The following is a 15,063-nucleotide window of genomic DNA, read 5'->3' as shown; positions in this document are numbered from 1 at the left end:
GCCCCTTCACGTTTCCCTGAGGCTGGCGGGCTCCGGTCCGACCGCCGCCGCCCGCGGCGGAGCGTGCCGGGCCGGCGACGCTGGACGCTAGAAGACGATGCGGCTCCAATCGAGCTCGTCGAGGTTCTGGAAGATGTCGACGTGCTCGAGGAGCGTGCCGGCCGACTGGTTGCGGAACATGGCGCACTCGACGTGCTTGCCGCGGCGCTTGACCGCCTCGACCAGCTCTACGTAGTCGCCGTCGCCGGAGACGAGCAGGGCCGTGTCGTACGCGTCCTCGTACGCGAGCGACAGGGCCTCGACCGCGATGGCGACGTCGATCCCCTTCTCGACCATCGAGCCGTCCGGGCGCCGGTGCAGCTTCCCGAACCGCACGGTGACGTACGGGATGCGCCGTAGGGAGTCGAAGAACCGCTGCTGGCCCTCTCTGAGCTCCTCGTCGTAGTCGTCCGTGAGCGGTGCGTTGTAGTAGTACGTGCGGAAGAGGGGTCTGTCGCGCAGGAGCTGGTTGATCAGCTCAGCGAGGTTGACGCGCGTGTTGCGCAGGTTCTCGCGCATGCCGTTGTAAAGGTTGCTGCCGTCGATGAAGATGGCGACCCGCTCCGCAGGCATGAACGGTCGCTGTGCGGGCGCCGGTCGCCGCTGGCCGGCCTGTGGCGCCTCGCTCTTCTCCTTCTGCCGGCCTGTCCGGCCGCTGTTGTCTCGTTCCATACGTGGTTGTCCGCTTGACCCTTCCTCGATAGCGTGATCGGCAGCATGCCGCGCATAGGTTCCGGCAGCCGGTGCCAGTCTAACTGCTGTCGCGGCTATACTCCCTGGGTGCCAGGATTGAGCGCGCCGCGACTGGAGAGCTTCGAACTCGACCACGACAAGGTGAGGGCGCCGTACGTGCGCCTCGCCGCCCGTTACGCCGGCGAGCGGGGCGACGTCGTCACCAAGTTCGACCTGCGCCTCGTGCAGCCGAACGAGGCCGAGGTCCCCACCGCCGCCCTTCACACCATGGAGCACCTGCTCGCCGGCTACCTCCGCGCCGCCCTGCCGGGCGTAGTGGTGGTGGATGCCAGCCCGATGGGCTGCCGCACGGGCTTCTACCTGACCGTGCTCGGCGAACCCGCCGAGACCGCCGTGCGCGACGCCTTCGCGGCCGCACTGAGCGCCGTGGCTGGCCACACGGGCGAGGTCCCGGGGTGCACGCGGCAGCGCTGCGGCAACTGGCGCGACCACTCGCTGCCGGGCGCCAAGGCGTGGGCGGCCGGCGTGCTGGAGCGCGAGATCGTCGTGCAGCCGACCGTGCCCATCGGCGACGGGAACTGACCAGGCCTAGCTCTAATCCGGCGTTCACGCGCTCATCAAGTCTCTCATGAGAACGCGTGCCATCCTTGCGCCATGGAACGTAGACCGCAGATCCTCATCGTGGAGGACGAGAAGGAGATAGCCAAGTTCATCGACCTCGAGCTGCAGGCCGAGAACTACGACACGGTCGTCAGCTACGACGGCGTCACGGGCCTCTCCAAGTTCCGCGAGCTGAACCCCGACCTTGTGGTTCTCGACCTGATGCTCCCCGTCCTCGACGGGCTCGAGGTCGCCAGGCGCATCCGCAAGACGAGCAACACCCCGATCATCATCCTCACGGCCAAGGACTCGGTGGACGACAAGGTGACCGGCCTCGACTCGGGCGCGGACGACTACCTCGTCAAGCCCTTCTCCATCGAGGAGCTCCTCGCTCGCGTCCGCGCGCACCTGCGGCGCGTCAACCCCGCGGTCACCGGCGAGGTCCGCGTCGTCGACCTCGTGATGAACCTGGATGGGCGCGAGGTGTTCCGTGACGGCAGGCGCATCGAGTTGTCGGCCAAGGAGTTCGAGCTCCTCGAGCTCTTCGCGAGGAACCCCGGCAAGGTCTTCAGCCGCTTCGAGATCGAGGAGAAGGTGTGGCCGGAGTACACGGGCGGCAGTAACGTCGTCGACGTGTACGTCGGCTACCTGCGGCGTAAGCTCGAGCAGGAAGGCGAACGGCGCCTCGTGCACACGGTGCGCGGCGTCGGATACGTGCTGCGCGAGGAGTAGGCGCGCCGCCGGGCGGAACCTGACGTGAAACTACGGCTGCAGCTCACGATCGTCTTCGGGGCGTTCATCGCGGTCATCCTGTCCGCAGTGGCCGTCTCCGTGTACGTGCTCACGGAGCGCTCGCTCGCCGTCGGCATCACCGACAGCGCGGAGCGCGCCCTCGGCGAGCTGACGAGCGGGGGGTCGAGCATCACGCAGGCCGTGCAGAAGCTGCCGAGCAACACCTACTACCAGGTCCTCATCGTCGGCCTGGAAGGGCGCATACCGGAGAGCGTCGCCAGCCTCCGCAGCAGCGCCACGTACGACGGGAACTCCAACCTCCTGGGGCCGCTGTCGGACGCGGCCGCCCAGACGTTCATCACTACGGGCGAGGTCGGCGAGGTGGTGAGCGTCAGGGGCGAGCAGATCCGGGTGCTCGGCCGGCTCGCGCCCGTCACCTTCCCGGCGCAGGGGGTCACGTTTCAGGCGGCCGTCCTCGTCGGCGTGCGCATGTCGCTCATGGCCCAGACGCTCGACCAGCTCGCGCGCGACCTCATAGCTACGGTCCTCATCGCGTTCCTCGTCTTCGCCCTCGGCGTGTGGCTCCTCTCCGAGCGCGTCCTCGGGCCCCTCAAGCGCGTCACGGCGGCGGCCTCGAAGGTGTCGGGCTCCGAGCTAAGCCAACGCGTGCCCGTCCCCGTCAACCGCGACGAGATCCGCGAGCTCGGCGTGACCATCAACCACATGCTCGACCGGCTGCAGGAGTCGTTCGAGACGCAGCGGCGCTTCACTGCCGACGCCAGTCACGAGCTGCGCACGCCCGTTACGGCCATCGGCGGGCACGTCAACTACCTCCTCAGGCGCACGGGCCCGACGCCTGACCAGGTCGAGTCGCTCGAGGTCATCAGGCGCGAGAGCGAGCGCATGGGCAAGCTCGTCAACGACCTGCTCGAGCTCGCGCGCGCCGACGCCGGCTTCACCGTGCACCTCGAGCCCATGAACCTCGTGGAGGTCGTCGAGGCCGTCAAGCAGGAGGTCGCCCCCGTCGCGGGCGGGGCGAAGATCCACGTGCGCGCCTCGACGCCGCTCGCCGAGGTCATGGGCGACTTCACGCGCCTCAAGCAGGTGCTCCTCAACCTCGTCCAGAACGCCTTGAACGCGGGAGCCAAGAACGTGACGGTCACGCTGAGGCCCGAACGCTCCCTCGTGCACCTCGAGGTCCTCGACGACGGCGCGGGCATCCCGGCCGACGCGCTACCGCACCTCTTCGAGCGGTTCTTCCGCGTCGACGGCGCGCGCTCGACGCGCGGTAACGGCAGCGGCCTCGGGCTCGCCATCGTCAAGTGGATCGTCCAGCAGCACGGGGGCACCGTGTCCGTCGAGTCGCGCCTCGGGGAGGGAACGGTCTTCACGGTGACGGTGCCCGCGCTCGAGGTCAGGAACACCATGGACCTGGCCGCCAACGTGCGCGCCACGCTCGTCGACAACGTCATCGGCCGCGTCAGGCCGCAGTAGGTCCTGGCCCCGGTGCGCTCAAGCCGCTGCGAGTGCGGGTCGGGGCAGGGCCTGGTCGTTCGGCGGCGCCGCGGCGGCCCCTAGCCGCCGCGGATGACCGTGGCGCGCCGAGCGTAGGCAGGCGCGCTCACTCCAGCCGCACGCCCGAGCCCGCCACGACCTTGCCGATCGCGTGCAACCTGGCCCAGCCGCCTGCCGGCGACGCCGCGACGAGCTCCCTGACCCCGCCGACGTCGGCGGGGGAGACGACCAGCACGAAGCCGACCCCCATGTTGAAGGCGGAGTACGCGTCGGCGACGCCGATGTCGCCCAGCGCGACGAGGTGCTCGAAGATGGCCGGCACGGGCCAGCTGCCCTTGCGCACGACGGCCCCCAGACCGGCCGGCAGGCTGCGCGGGACGTTGCCGGGGAGCCCGCCGCCCGTGATGTGCGCCATGGCCTTCACGAGACCCGCCGCCAGCAGCGGCCGCACGGCGGGGAGGAAGCTCCGATGCTCGGCCATCAGGGCGGCGCCGACCGTGCGCCCGGCCGGGTCGCCCGGGAGCGGCGCGTTCAGCCGCTCGTCGGCCGCCAGCACCAGGTGCCGCGCCAGGCTGAAGCCGTTCGTCTGCAAGCCGCCCGACTCGAAGGCGAGCAGGACGTCGCCCGCCGTCACGCTCCCGCCGTCCACGACGGCGGCGCGTTCGACGATGCCGACGACCGTGCCGGCGACGTCCAACTGCCCGGCTACGTACACGCCGGGCATCTCCGCCGTCTCGCCGCCGAGGAGGGCCATCCCGGCCTCGCGGCACGCCTCGGCCACACCCGTCACGACCTCGGCGACCACGGCGGGGTCGAGGCGCGACGACGCCACGTAGTCGAGGAAGAAGAGCGGCTCGGCCCCTTGGACGAGGATGTCGTTGACGCAATGGTTGACGAGGTCGCGGCCTACCTGCCTGATGCGGCCGGTGGCCGTCGCGATCACCGTCTTGGTGCCGACCCCGTCGGTCGACGCGACGAGCGTCGGCTCCCGCAGGCCCGTCGGCAGGGCGAACAGGCCACCGAAAGCCCCCAGCCCGCGCACCACGCCGGGCGTGTACGTGCTCGCCACCACCGCCCCTATGCGCCCGAGCGCCTCGTCGGCGGCCCCTAGATCGACGCCGGCGGCCCGGTACGCCCCGCGCTTACCGTCCTGAAGGTCTCCTGCAGCCATGCGCGCATCGTAACTGCGGCGCCGCCCGACGGGAGCACCTCGCCCCCCGCCTCGCCGCACCCGGCACGTCCGCGCCCGCCGCCTACGTGCCACGGACCCGCTCGTCGCTAGACTTGGGGACGGTGCCGTCCGCCATCGACGTACTCCTGCCCCTGCCGATAGGCCAGCTGACGTACCTGCCGCCCGTGGTCGGGCGGCAGGGGGCGGACGCTGCCGCCACGCCCGCTCCAGGCCAGCGCGTGGTGGTGCCCTGGCAGGCCGGCGTGCGCATCGGGATCGTGGCCGACGTCAGGACCGTCGACGCCGGCCGGGGCCTGGAGCTCAGGCACGCCGTCCACACCCTCGACGGGCGCCCCTGGCTCACGCGGGCCGGTCTGGCCACCATCGCCCACCTTGCCAGGCATTCCGGCGTGCCGGCCGGGCTCGTGCTCGCCACCCTCAACCCGCCGGGCCTGCACCAGGAGCTCGACCATCGAGTGCGCCTTCACCCCGGCGCCCTGGGCTACCTGAACGCGATGGGCGCGACCCTCGCCCCGGCGGACGCCCCCGAGGCGGAGGACGGTTGGATGCCCGCCGCCCTCGTGCCGGCCAAGGGCCTGGAGGAGCTGCGCAAGCAGGGGCTGATCGACGAGCGCGCGCTGCCGGTCGTCGCGACCACGCGGGTGCTCGTGCCCGCCCGCGAACCCGACGCCGACCTCGAGGGCGCCAGGCGCCTGGCCCAGCGCATCGCGCTCGAACGGCTGTGGGAGATCGGCGAGGCGCCGAGCGCCGCAGCGCTGGCCGAGGAGGCCGAGGTCGGCGCCAGCGCGGTGCGGGCGCTCGTGACGAAGGGCTACGCCGAGTACGTGGACGTCGCGGCCGAGGAGCCCCCCAGCCCGGCGCCGGCGCCGGCGGCCACGGCCCTGCCGCCCGTCGGCGCCATCGCCCCCGCCGGCGACGGCGCCGTGGTCGGCGGCACGCGCCTGGAGCGCCTGGCCGCCCTCGTGCCGCGGCTGCGGGAGGACCTGAGCGCCGGCGCCTGCGCCGTCGTGCTCGCGCCCGAGACGGCCATGGCGGCCGAGGCGGCGGCCATGCTTGCGACCGCATTGCCGACGAGCCTGCTCACGGGCGAGGCCTCCGACGGCGCCAGGTTGCGCTTGTGGCGCGACCTGCCCGGTGCGCCCCCCCACGTCCTCGTCGGCACGTACCTCGCGCTCCTCGCCCCGGTCGAGCCCCTAGGCCGGCTCGTCGTCCTCGACGCGGCCAGCCCCGCCTACAAGCTGCAGGCCGGGTCGCGCACCCTCGTGTCGAAGGCCGCGCGCGTGACCGCCAAGGCCGCGGGCGCGCGGCTCACCCTCCTCGACCTCGTGGCCGGCCCGGACCTCCTCGCGCGCATACCGCGCGGCTCGCGCGTCGACCTGCCGTTGCCCGCGCTGCGCCTGCACGTGGCCGACCTCAACGGCAGCGGCAACTGGCCCGTGCACCCGGACCTCACCCGGACCCTGAGGCAGGTCGTCGACCGGGAACGCCAGGCGCTCATCCTCGCCCCACGGAGGGGGTACTCCGGCTCGTTAGGCTGCTCCGAGTGCGGCTGGCAGGCGCCTTGCCCGAACTGCGACCTCACGCTGCGCTACCACCGCGACGAGGGCGTGCTCCGCTGCCACCAGTGCGGTCACGAGGAGCGGCCGCCTGCTCGTTGCCCGGCGTGCGGCAGCGCGGGCATCGGACCGCTCCGCGGCGCCGGCACGCAGTGGGTGGCCGACCAGCTCCGCAAGAGCCTCGGTGGCTTCCCCGTCTACCGTTACGACAAGGACCACCGCGACGACGTCGGCCCCCTGTTGACCGGGGCTGCCGGCGTGGTCGTCGGCACGCACGCGCTCCTTGCGCTGCCGCCGCTGCCGGAGCTCTCCCTCATCGGCGTGACCCACTTCGACACGCACTTGGCCGCTGCCGACTTCCGAGCCGAGGAGGAGGCGACGCGCACGCTGCTGCGCCTCGCCGAGCTGAGCGGTGGCCGCCGCCCCCTCATGGTCGTGCAGACGCACTCGCCGGAGCACGAGCTGTTGGCCGCGCTCGCCGCGCCGGACCCGGCGGCGGCCCTCGAGGTCCTCGTCGGCAAGCAGCTCGCCCGCCGCAAGCGCTTCGGCTACCCGCCGTTCGCGAGCCTCGCCAAGCTGCAGTTCTCGGCGCGCGACCGCGGCAGCGCGTTGGCTGCGGCGCAGGCGGCGGCCGACGGTCTGCTCACGGGCGGCGCGCGCGCCGACGAGGTGCTCGGCCCCGCGAGCGCCCCGGTGGAGCGCCTCAAGGGGCGTTACCTCTACCAGCTCCTCCTGCGCGCCGCCGACGACGTCAGGCTCGAAGAGCTCCTCGCGCGCACGCCGCAGAGGTACCCGGGGGCCAGGCTGGCGACCGACGTCGACCCGAGCGACGTCGGCGCCTTCCTCGACTGACGGGTGGGCGAGGAGCGCCGCGGCGGCGGGCACCGCGCGGCTTTCGGCGTGAGCGGCCCGCCGCACCGCCGGCGGGAGCCTTCCCGGCCGACGTTCTCACGCCGGGCGGATAAGATGTCGCCCGGTAGGAGACCGGCATGCTTCGCAACAGGCGCGCTTCCCACGACTACGAACTCCTCGAGACCTTCGAGGCCGGCCTCGAGCTGACGGGCAGCGAGGTGAAGTCCTTGCGCCAGGGGGGCGGGTCGATCGCGGAAGCCTACGCCCGCGTGGTCGGCAGCGAGGTGTTCGTCGAGAACATGACGATCCCGATCTACCAGGAAGCCAGCTACAACAACCACGAACCCACCAGGCGCAGGCGCCTGCTGCTCAACGCCAAGGAGATCGCCGAGATCTCCAAGGGCCTCGAGCGGCGCGGCCTGACGCTCGTTCCACTCAAGCTCTACTTCAAGGGGGGCTGGGCGAAGCTCGAGGTGGCCCTGGCGCGGGGCAAGAAGTTGCACGACAAGCGCGACGACGCGGCGCGGAAGGACGCCAAGCGCGAGATAGACAGGCAGCTCGCCAGGTCGGGGCGCAAGTGAGCTCCGCGCGCTCCGCCCGCATCGGGCGCCTCCTCGGCGCCTGCCTCCTGCTCTGGGTCGTCACGCTCGCGTTCGCCGAGCCGCGCCTGCTCGTCAACGGCCGCGACATCGCCGCTAACACCACCGAGCTGGTGAAGGGCACGAGCTACGCGCCTGGCGCCGCCCTGGCCCGCGCGCTCGGCGCCGAGCTGACCAGCGACCTCGGCCGGGGCATCGTCTCGCTTCAGGTCGGTGGGCGCGTCATGCAGCTTGCCCTGGTGGGGGAGCCGCCCGCCGCAGGTGCCGTCACGGAGTCCGTGTGGCTCGACGGCCGCGCCGTCGCGGGTGGCCCGGCCGTCATGACCGGCGGCGAGGTGTTCCTGCCCGTCAAGGCCGTGGCCGAGGCCCTCGGAGCCAGCGTCACCTACCTGGCCGACGAGGACACCGTGATGGTCGTCCAGCCCCGGGCGCGGCTCACGGCCATGCGCGCGCAGGCGCGCGGCGGCGAGCGTGTCGAGCTGAGCCTCAGCGCGCTCGTGCGCTACTCGACGTTCTTCAACGAGCCGCTCTCCACGCTCCACGTGTACTTGGAACGCACGGACGTCGAGACGCGCCTGCCCACGCTGGAGGGCGAGGCCTTCACGACCACCACGGCGACGGCGACGTCCGGCGCCACCGAGGTGAGGATCCAGCTGCGGCCAGGTACGGACTACCGGGTATACGCCGTGCCGGACGGCCGCGGCTTCAGGCTGAACGTCGCCCTTGGCGTCGCCGTCGGGGAGACGGAGTCCGACAAGGTGTACGTGGTCCTGGACCCCGGTCACGGCGGCTCCGACCAGGGGATCGTCACCCCAGGCTTCGGCAGCGAGGCCGCGTTGACCCTTGCGTTCGCGGAGCGCCTGTCCGCGGGGCTGACGGCCCGCGGCATGCGCGTGGCCCTCACGCGCGACCTCGACGCGCTCGTCGACCAGGCCGAGCGCGAGAGGCTCGGGATCGGCGCCGACCTGTTCATCTCCATCCACGTCGCGCCCGTCGAGCTCGGCGAGTTCCGCGCCTACTATCTGGGCGCCGCCGCCAACGCGACCAGCCTCGACATGGCCGTACGGGAGAACGCCACCGCGGCGTTGCGCGAGGGCGCTACGGACACGCTGCGGCGCGAGCTGCTGCTCGGCCTCGTGCCGGACCTCGACGTCGGCAGGCGCGTCTCGGAGGCCCTCGCCGGCCGGCTCTTCGCGGTCGGGGGGTACAGGGCGGAGGTGGTGGCGAGCGCGCCCCTCCAGGTCCTCGGCGGCGCCGCCGGCCGCGGGGTGCTGCTCGAGTTCTCGGCCGCCGACCTCGCGTCCGACGGCCTGCCGGAGCGGTTCGCGGACGCCGTCGAACAGCTCGCCCGCGAAGGTGGCATCGGTGCGGCGCGCTGAGCCGCTACGCCCGAGCGCAGGCCCCGCGCTGCCGATCGAGCACGCGACCGGAAGCGCCGCCGCCGCGCGCCCGGCCTGGCTACGCCTGGCCGCCGCCATCGCGACGCCGCAGGTCCTCGTCGCCGGCATCCTCGCGTTGGGCGCCGTCGCGCTCATCCGGCCGCAGCGACCGGGGCAGGGCGCGACCCAGGGCGTCATCGAGCGTTCCGATGCCGGGCAGGAACTGACCATGCAGGACGTGCGCGTCGTCATGGTCGACGAGGACGGCCTGGAGCGGAGCCGGAGCGTCAGGCTCGCGCTGTCGCTGGGCGCCTCGCAGCGGTTGGCCGCCGTCATGGCCGGCCTCCGCGACGAGCTCGTGCAAGAGGGGGTGTGGCCCACCGACCTGCCGGCGCCCCGCGTGTTCGTCGAGACCCTCGACCGGCGCGTCGTCGCGATCATCGACATGGACGTACCCGCCGGCGTCGCGGTGAGCGTCGCTCAGGAGCTGGCGCTGCTCCGCTCGCTCACGGCCACGGCGGAGGCGAACGGAGCGGTGGACGTGCGCTTCCTGCGTGGCGGGGAGCCGACCGGGACGCTGCTCGAGCACGTGGCGGTGCCCGCCGCCCTGTAGGTCCTAAGGGTAGATGCGAGTGAGCATGCGGGGGAACGGGATGACCTCACGGAGGTGGTGCGCTCCCGTGACCCAGGCCAGGAAGCGCTCGAGGCCCATGCCGAAGCCGGAGTGGGGCACGCTTCCGAAACGCCGGAGGTCTAGGTACCAGCCGAAGGCCTCCTCCGGCAGGTCGTGCTCCCGGATGCGCCTAAGCAGCAGGTCGAGGTCGTGGATGCGCTGCGACCCCCCGATGAGCTCGCCGTACCCCTCCGGGCCGATCAGGTCGGCGGCCAGCACGCGCGTCGGGTCGCCCGCCACCGGCTGCATGTAGAACGCCTTGGCGGCCGTCGGCCACTTCTCTACGAACACCGGCCTGTCGTAGCGCTCGCCGAGCATGGTCTCGTGCGGGGCGCCGAAGTCGTCGCCGAACTGCAAGACCTCGCCCTTCGTCGCCAGGTAGGCGAGCGCCTCGTCGTAGGTGATCCGCGGGAAGTCGCCGTTGGCGCTCGGTTCCAGCTTCGCGACGTCGCGGCCGAGCAGCTCGAGCTCGGCGCGGCGCTTGTCGAGGACCCGGCCGACGAGGTAGGCGACCATGTCCTCCTGAAGCTGCATGTTGCCTTCGTGCTCCAGGTAGGCGACCTCGGGCTCCACCATCCAGAACTCGAGCAGGTGCCTGCGCGTCTTGCTCTTCTCGGCCCGGAAGGTAGGTCCGAACGTGTACACCTTGCCGAGCGCCATGGCGCCGGCCTCGGCGTAGAGCTGGCCGGACTGCGACAGGTAGGCGCTGCCCTCGTCGAAGAGCGCGATCTCGAAGAGGTTGGTCGTGCCCTCGACGGCGGTGGGCATGAAGAACGGCGCGTCGAAGCGCAGGAAGCCCCGGTCGGAGAAGAAGTCGTGGATGCCCCGCTCGATCTCGTCGCGCACGCGCAGCATGGCCCACGGCGCCTTGTGACGCAGGTACAGGTGGCGGTGCTCGAAGAGGAAGTCGACCCCGTGCTCCTTCGGGGTGATCGGGTAGTCGCCGCTGCGCCCGATCAGGGCAACGGAGTCGAGCCCCAGCTCCACGCCGTTCTGGGACCGCGTGTCGGCCCTGACCTCGCCCGTGACGGCGACGGCGGACTCCTGCGGCAGGGAGCGGGCGAGCTCGAAGGTGGCCTCGTCGACCTCGCTCTTGACGAGCACGCCCTGGACGTAGCCGCTGCCGTCCCGGAGCTGTAGGAAGGCGATCTTGCCGCTCGAGCGCAGGCCGGTGAGCCAACCGTTGACTTGCACCCGTTCGCCGACGTGACGCGGCAACTCTTCGATGCTGACGATCCTCATGCGAGAGAGTGTAACAACCCGCCGTTCGCGCCCATCGCCTCCTCCAGCGCGGGGACGACGCCGCACGCCTCGACGTCGCCGACGGAAGCGTAGAGCTCGAGCAGCTCCGGAACGGCGTTGGCCATGACGCGCGGATGACCGACGACCTCGAGCATGGGCAGGTCGTTATGGCTGTCGCCGACGGCCATGACGTCACTCATCTCCAGGCGCATCTGCTCGGCCAGCTGCTTGACGGCGCTCGCCTTCGAGACGCCCGTCCTCGTGATGGAGACGAAGGCGATGCCCGGCAGCCCAGGCGAGGTGGCCGGGGAGAGCTGGACGCCCGCCGGGGCGACCTCGGCGAAACCCGTGTAGTCGTCGACCGGCAGGACCCACTGGGCGCGCACGATCGGCTCCGTCGCGGCGACGTCCTCGAGGTCGCGCGCGATGGCGGTCACCCCGATAAGGCTGGCGTGCGCCTCGGAGAGGTCCGTAGCGCGCTCGACGTAGAGCGAGCTGGGCGTGTACAGCTCGAGCACGACCCCGCGCTGACGCGAGATCTCGATGATCCGGCTGAGGGCGTCGTCCTTGAGCGCCACGGCCTTGACCGTCCTGCCGTCGGGGTAGCCGACGTACGCGCCGTTCTGGAACACGTGCGGGTTGTCGGGCCCGATGCGCTGAGCGATGCGCTGCGCGACGCCGAACCCGGGCCTGCCCGTGCAGACCGCGAGCTTCACGCCCGCCTCCCTGGCCTTGGCGGCCGCTTCCCACACGCACTCCTGCACCAGCCCGGAGGCACCGACGATGGTGCCGTCCAGGTCCAGCACGACGAGCGGTATCACGCCTCCGCCACTCCCACGACGGCGAGGCCGAGCTCGCGGAGCTGGCGCTCGTCGATGGTCGACGGCGCGCCCGTGAGCGGGTCGGCGCCGCGCTGGTTCTTCGGGAAGGCGATCGTGTCGCGGATGCTCGCAGCCCCCGCCAGGAGCATGACGAGGCGGTCGAGCCCCCAGGCGATGCCGCCGTGCGGCGGCGCGCCGTGCGCCAACGCCTCCAGGAAGAAGCCGAAGCGCCGCTCCGCCTCCTCCCGCGTGAAGCCGAGCGCCTTGAACATGCGCTCCTGCACGTCGAGCCTGTGGATGCGCAGGCTGCCGCCGCCGACCTCGGAGCCGTTGAGGACGAGGTCGTACGCGTGCGCGAGGACGCTACCCGGGTCGGACTCCATGCGCGCCACGTCCGCCTCGCGCGGCCGCGTGAACGGGTGGTGCATGTAGGTCCAGGCGCCGGTCTCCTCGTCCTGCTCCAGGAGGGGGAAGTCGACGACCCAGAGGAACGCGAGCTCGTCCTGCGGCACCGGGACGCCCAGGACCTCTGGGAGGCGCAGGCGCACCGCGCCGAGCGCCGTGCACGCGCGCTTCCAGGCGTCGGCCACGAGCATGAGAGCGTCGCCCTCCGCGCTCGCGATGCCCTGGAGCGCCGTCGTCTCCTCCGGTGAGAGGAACTTGGCCACTGGGCCGCTGAAACCGTCCGCCGTGCGCTTGAGCCACGCCAGCCCCTTGGCGCCGTGGCGCTTCGCCGTCTCCTCGAGCTCCGCGAGCGCCTTGCGGCTCAGGGGCTCGGCCTGCGCGGCGGGCACGAGGAGCGCCTTGGCCGCGCCGCCCGGCTCGGCGGCGGCCGCGAAACCGCGGAACGTGCTCTCGCGGAGCGCCGCCGTCACGTCGAGGAGCTCGAAGCCGAAGCGCACATCGGGCTTGTCGGAGCCGTAACGGTCCATGGCGTCGCGGTACGCGAGGCGCGGGAAGGGCACGGGCACGGTCTTGCCCGTGGCGGCGTTGACGACGTGCGCCATGAGCCCCTCGTTGAGGCTCAGGATGTCCTCCTCCTCGACGAACGACAGCTCCATGTCGAGCTGCGTGAAGTCGGGCTGGCGGTCGGCGCGCAGGTCCTCGTCGCGGAAGCACCTGGCGATCTGGAAGTAGCGGTCGACGCCCGCGATCATGAGGAGCTGCTTGAAGAGCTGCGGCGACTGCGGCAGCGCGTAGAAGGCTCCGGCCCTCTGCCTGGCGGGTACGACGTAGTCGCGGGCGCCCTCCGGGGTCGAGAGCGTGAGGAGCGGCGTCTCGACCTGCACGAACCCCCTGGCGCTCAGGTACTCCCAGATCGCCTGGGTGACGCGGTGCCTGAGGAGCAGCGGCGCGAGGGCGCCGGGCCGGCGTAGGTCGAGGTAGCGGTACTTGAGCCTGAGCTCCTCGTTGACGTCGCCTGCGCCAGCCGCCGCGTCGATGACGAAGGGCGGCGTGCGCGCGGGCGCCACCACGCTGAGCGACGTGGCAACGACCTCGACCGCTCCCGTGGCGAGCCGGTCGTTCCGCTGCGATTCCGGGCGCTCGCGCACCACGCCGCTCACCTCTACGACGTACTCGTTGCGCACGCCGTCCGCCGCGGCGAAGGCCTCGGCGTCGTCGGGCTCCACCACGACCTGCGTCAGGCCGTAGCGGTCGCGGAGGTCGAGGAACACCAGGCCGCCGAGGTCGCGGCGCCGGTTCACCCACCCCTGCAGCGTCACGGTGGCGCCGGCGTCGGAAGCTCGCAGGTCTCCGCAAGTATGGGTTCTCTTCATGTCGGTTGCCTTTCAGGCGCCCTGCGAGAGGCGCTCCTCGAGCGCCGCCGCCAGGTCCGCTTCAGCTACCTCGAGCTGTGCGCCGCTGGCGAGGTCCTTGAGTTGCCAGGCGCGTCGGTGGCGCTCTTCGGCGCCGCGAACGGCGGCGAAGCGGGCCCTGCTCCTGTCGGCGTCGCGTAGGCCCTTGCCGGGGTTGCGCCGCTGGTACGCGAACTCGACCCACCTGCCCGCCCGGCGCAGCGACATGGCCAGCGCCGCGGCCTCGTCGACCGCGGCGTCGTCGAGCGGCACGACGAATAGGTCGGGGCGCGGCGCCGCGGCCGCCTCGCGGTCGGGCTCCTGCGCCAGTGCGTCCAGGACGCGCTCGACGCCGAACGCCCAGCCCGTCCCGGGGAGTGCGGGCCCGCCGAGCATCTCGATGAGACCGTCGTAGCGGCCGCCGCCGCCGAGGGCGGACTGCGCGCCGATGCCCTCGTAGTGGGCCTCGAAGGCCGTGCGCCTGTAGTAGTCGAGGCCGCGCACGATCGCCGGCTCGAGGTCGAACGGCACGCCCCACGAGGTCAAGTACTCCTCGACCTTCGCGAGGTGGGCGCGCGCTTCCGCGCCGAGCCGGTCGAGGGGGCGTTGCAGGTCGGCGATGAGCCGCTGGTCGTTGGCGTCCTTGCTGTCGAGCACCCGCATGGGGTTGAGGCGCAGGCGCTCCTGGCTCACGGGGCTGAGCTCATGGGCCCTGTCGGACAGCGCGGCGCGCAGGTACGCGTTGTAAGCCTGCCGGTCCTCCGGGTCGCCCACGGAGCCGAGCTTGATCCGGTGCCGCGTGAGCCCGCAGCGCCGCAGCGTGCGGTAGAGGAGCTCGATGGCCTCCGCGTCGGCGAGCGGGCCGTCAAGGCCGATGGACTCGAAGTTGACCTGGTGGAACTGCCGCTGGCGCCCACGCTGCACGTTCTCGGCGCGGAAGAGCGGGCCTTGGCTCCAGAGCTTCACGGGTCGGGGGAGGGTGTGCATGCCGTGCTCGATGAACGCGCGCATGACGCCGGCGGTGAACTCCGGCCTGAGGGTGAGGCTGCGGCCGCCGCGGTCCTCGAAGGTGTACATCTCCTTCTGGACGACGAGGTCGGCCGAGTCGCCGACCGACTTCTCGAACACCTCGGTGTGCTCGAAGATCGGGGTGGTGAGCGCGCCGGCGCCGGCGGCCTCGAGCACTTCCTTGGCCGTGGCGCTCACGCTCAGCCAGGCCGCCTGGTCGCGCGGGAGGATGTCTTGGGTGCCTTTGACTGCCTGGAGTCTCATCCTGGCAGAGTGTACACCTGCGCCCCGACACGCAAGAACGGGGGCGGGCGGCCATGCGCCGCCCGCCCCGGACTCCGGCGAGGAGGGAACCGGACCTTACTT

General features: G+C 72.1%; 13 protein-coding genes. 7 read left to right on the top strand and 6 right to left on the bottom strand.

The features are described from left to right. Positions 1–87: 87 nt before the first annotated feature. Complete coding sequence (locus M9914_09800) at positions 88–711, bottom strand: NYN domain-containing protein (protein ID MCO5174469.1); 624 nt, start codon at positions 709–711, stop codon at positions 88–90. Between the two features lie 108 nt (positions 712–819). On the opposite strand from M9914_09800, the gene M9914_09795 reads away from it, so the two are divergent. From M9914_09795 to M9914_09785, 3 genes are all read left to right on the top strand, one after another. Next, positions 820–1,314 (top strand): S-ribosylhomocysteine lyase, encoded by a 495-nt coding sequence (locus tag M9914_09795; GenBank protein ID MCO5174468.1) that lies wholly within the window; start codon positions 820–822, stop codon positions 1,312–1,314. Positions 1,315–1,386: 72 nt separating this feature from the next. Next, positions 1,387–2,064, top strand: a complete 678-nt coding sequence (locus M9914_09790; GenBank protein MCO5174467.1) for a response regulator transcription factor — start codon at positions 1,387–1,389, stop codon at positions 2,062–2,064. 24 nt (positions 2,065–2,088) lie between these two features. Continuing rightward, entirely contained in the window at positions 2,089–3,558 is a 1,470-nt protein-coding gene (locus tag M9914_09785; protein ID MCO5174466.1) for a HAMP domain-containing histidine kinase, read from the top strand. Between the two features lie 127 nt (positions 3,559–3,685). On the opposite strand, the gene purM is transcribed toward M9914_09785, so the two are convergent. Continuing rightward, the gene (gene purM / locus M9914_09780; GenBank protein ID MCO5174465.1) at positions 3,686–4,750 is read right to left on the bottom strand and encodes a phosphoribosylformylglycinamidine cyclo-ligase; all 1,065 of its coding nucleotides are present in this window, start codon (positions 4,748–4,750) and stop codon (positions 3,686–3,688) included. A 122-nt stretch (positions 4,751–4,872) separates the two neighbouring features. Between purM and M9914_09775 the strand changes: the two genes are divergently transcribed. The 4 genes from M9914_09775 (at position 4,873) to M9914_09760 (ending at position 9,770) form a co-directional block, all read left to right on the top strand. Next, a complete protein-coding gene (locus M9914_09775; GenBank protein MCO5174464.1) occupies positions 4,873–7,179 on the top strand; it encodes a hypothetical protein in 2,307 nt (768 codons plus the stop codon). A gap of 137 nt (positions 7,180–7,316) precedes the next feature. Continuing rightward, positions 7,317–7,760: an SsrA-binding protein SmpB gene (gene smpB / locus M9914_09770; protein MCO5174463.1), complete on the top strand. Its 444-nt coding sequence runs from the start codon at positions 7,317–7,319 to the stop codon at positions 7,758–7,760. Beyond that, complete coding sequence (locus M9914_09765) at positions 7,757–9,157, top strand: N-acetylmuramoyl-L-alanine amidase (GenBank protein MCO5174462.1); 1,401 nt, start codon at positions 7,757–7,759, stop codon at positions 9,155–9,157. The genes smpB and M9914_09765 overlap by 4 nt, the downstream gene beginning before the upstream one ends. Further along, positions 9,144–9,770 carry a hypothetical protein gene (locus tag M9914_09760; protein ID MCO5174461.1) on the top strand — a complete coding sequence of 209 codons (627 nt, stop codon included), beginning with the start codon at positions 9,144–9,146 and terminating at the stop codon, positions 9,768–9,770. The genes M9914_09765 and M9914_09760 overlap by 14 nt, the downstream gene beginning before the upstream one ends. A 3-nt stretch (positions 9,771–9,773) precedes the next feature. Here M9914_09760 and asnS read toward each other — a convergent pair whose 3' ends face one another. Genes asnS through hisS form a run of 4 tightly spaced genes read right to left on the bottom strand, consistent with a single transcriptional unit; the run spans position 9,774 to position 14,961 of the window. Continuing rightward, positions 9,774–11,072, bottom strand: a complete 1,299-nt coding sequence (gene asnS, locus M9914_09755; GenBank protein ID MCO5174460.1) for an asparagine--tRNA ligase — start codon at positions 11,070–11,072, stop codon at positions 9,774–9,776. Continuing rightward, positions 11,069–11,893: a Cof-type HAD-IIB family hydrolase gene (locus M9914_09750; GenBank protein ID MCO5174459.1), complete on the bottom strand. Its 825-nt coding sequence runs from the start codon at positions 11,891–11,893 to the stop codon at positions 11,069–11,071. Before M9914_09750 ends, asnS begins: the two co-directional genes overlap by 4 nt. After that, a complete protein-coding gene (aspS, locus tag M9914_09745; GenBank protein ID MCO5174458.1) occupies positions 11,890–13,671 on the bottom strand; it encodes an aspartate--tRNA ligase in 1,782 nt (593 codons plus the stop codon). The genes M9914_09750 and aspS overlap by 4 nt, the downstream gene beginning before the upstream one ends. A 12-nt stretch (positions 13,672–13,683) precedes the next feature. After that, entirely contained in the window at positions 13,684–14,961 is a 1,278-nt protein-coding gene (hisS, locus tag M9914_09740) for a histidine--tRNA ligase (GenBank protein MCO5174457.1), read from the bottom strand. Between the last annotated feature and the right edge of the window lie 102 nt (positions 14,962–15,063).

The sequence above is a fragment of the Trueperaceae bacterium genome (genome assembly GCA_023954415.1).
In the GTDB taxonomy this organism is placed as follows: domain Bacteria; phylum Deinococcota; class Deinococci; order Deinococcales; family Trueperaceae; genus JAAYYF01.
The sequence above is the reverse complement of the archived record's forward strand: the minus strand, read 5'-3'. Positions and strand labels throughout refer to the sequence as shown.

Excerpts from the sequence above, each read along its gene's own strand:
- M9914_09800 (MCO5174469.1), bottom strand. The coding sequence starts at position 711 with ATGGAACGAGACAACAGCGGCCGGACAGGCCGGCAGAAGGAGAAGAGC.
- M9914_09790 (MCO5174467.1), top strand. The coding sequence starts at position 1,387 with ATGGAACGTAGACCGCAGATCCTCATCGTGGAGGACGAGAAGGAGATA.
- purM (MCO5174465.1), bottom strand. The coding sequence starts at position 4,750 with ATGGCTGCAGGAGACCTTCAGGACGGTAAGCGCGGGGCGTACCGGGCC.
- smpB (MCO5174463.1), top strand. The coding sequence starts at position 7,317 with ATGCTTCGCAACAGGCGCGCTTCCCACGACTACGAACTCCTCGAGACC.
- asnS (MCO5174460.1), bottom strand. The coding sequence starts at position 11,072 with ATGAGGATCGTCAGCATCGAAGAGTTGCCGCGTCACGTCGGCGAACGG.
- aspS (MCO5174458.1), bottom strand. The coding sequence starts at position 13,671 with ATGAAGAGAACCCATACTTGCGGAGACCTGCGAGCTTCCGACGCCGGC.
- hisS (MCO5174457.1), bottom strand. The coding sequence starts at position 14,961 with ATGAGACTCCAGGCAGTCAAAGGCACCCAAGACATCCTCCCGCGCGAC.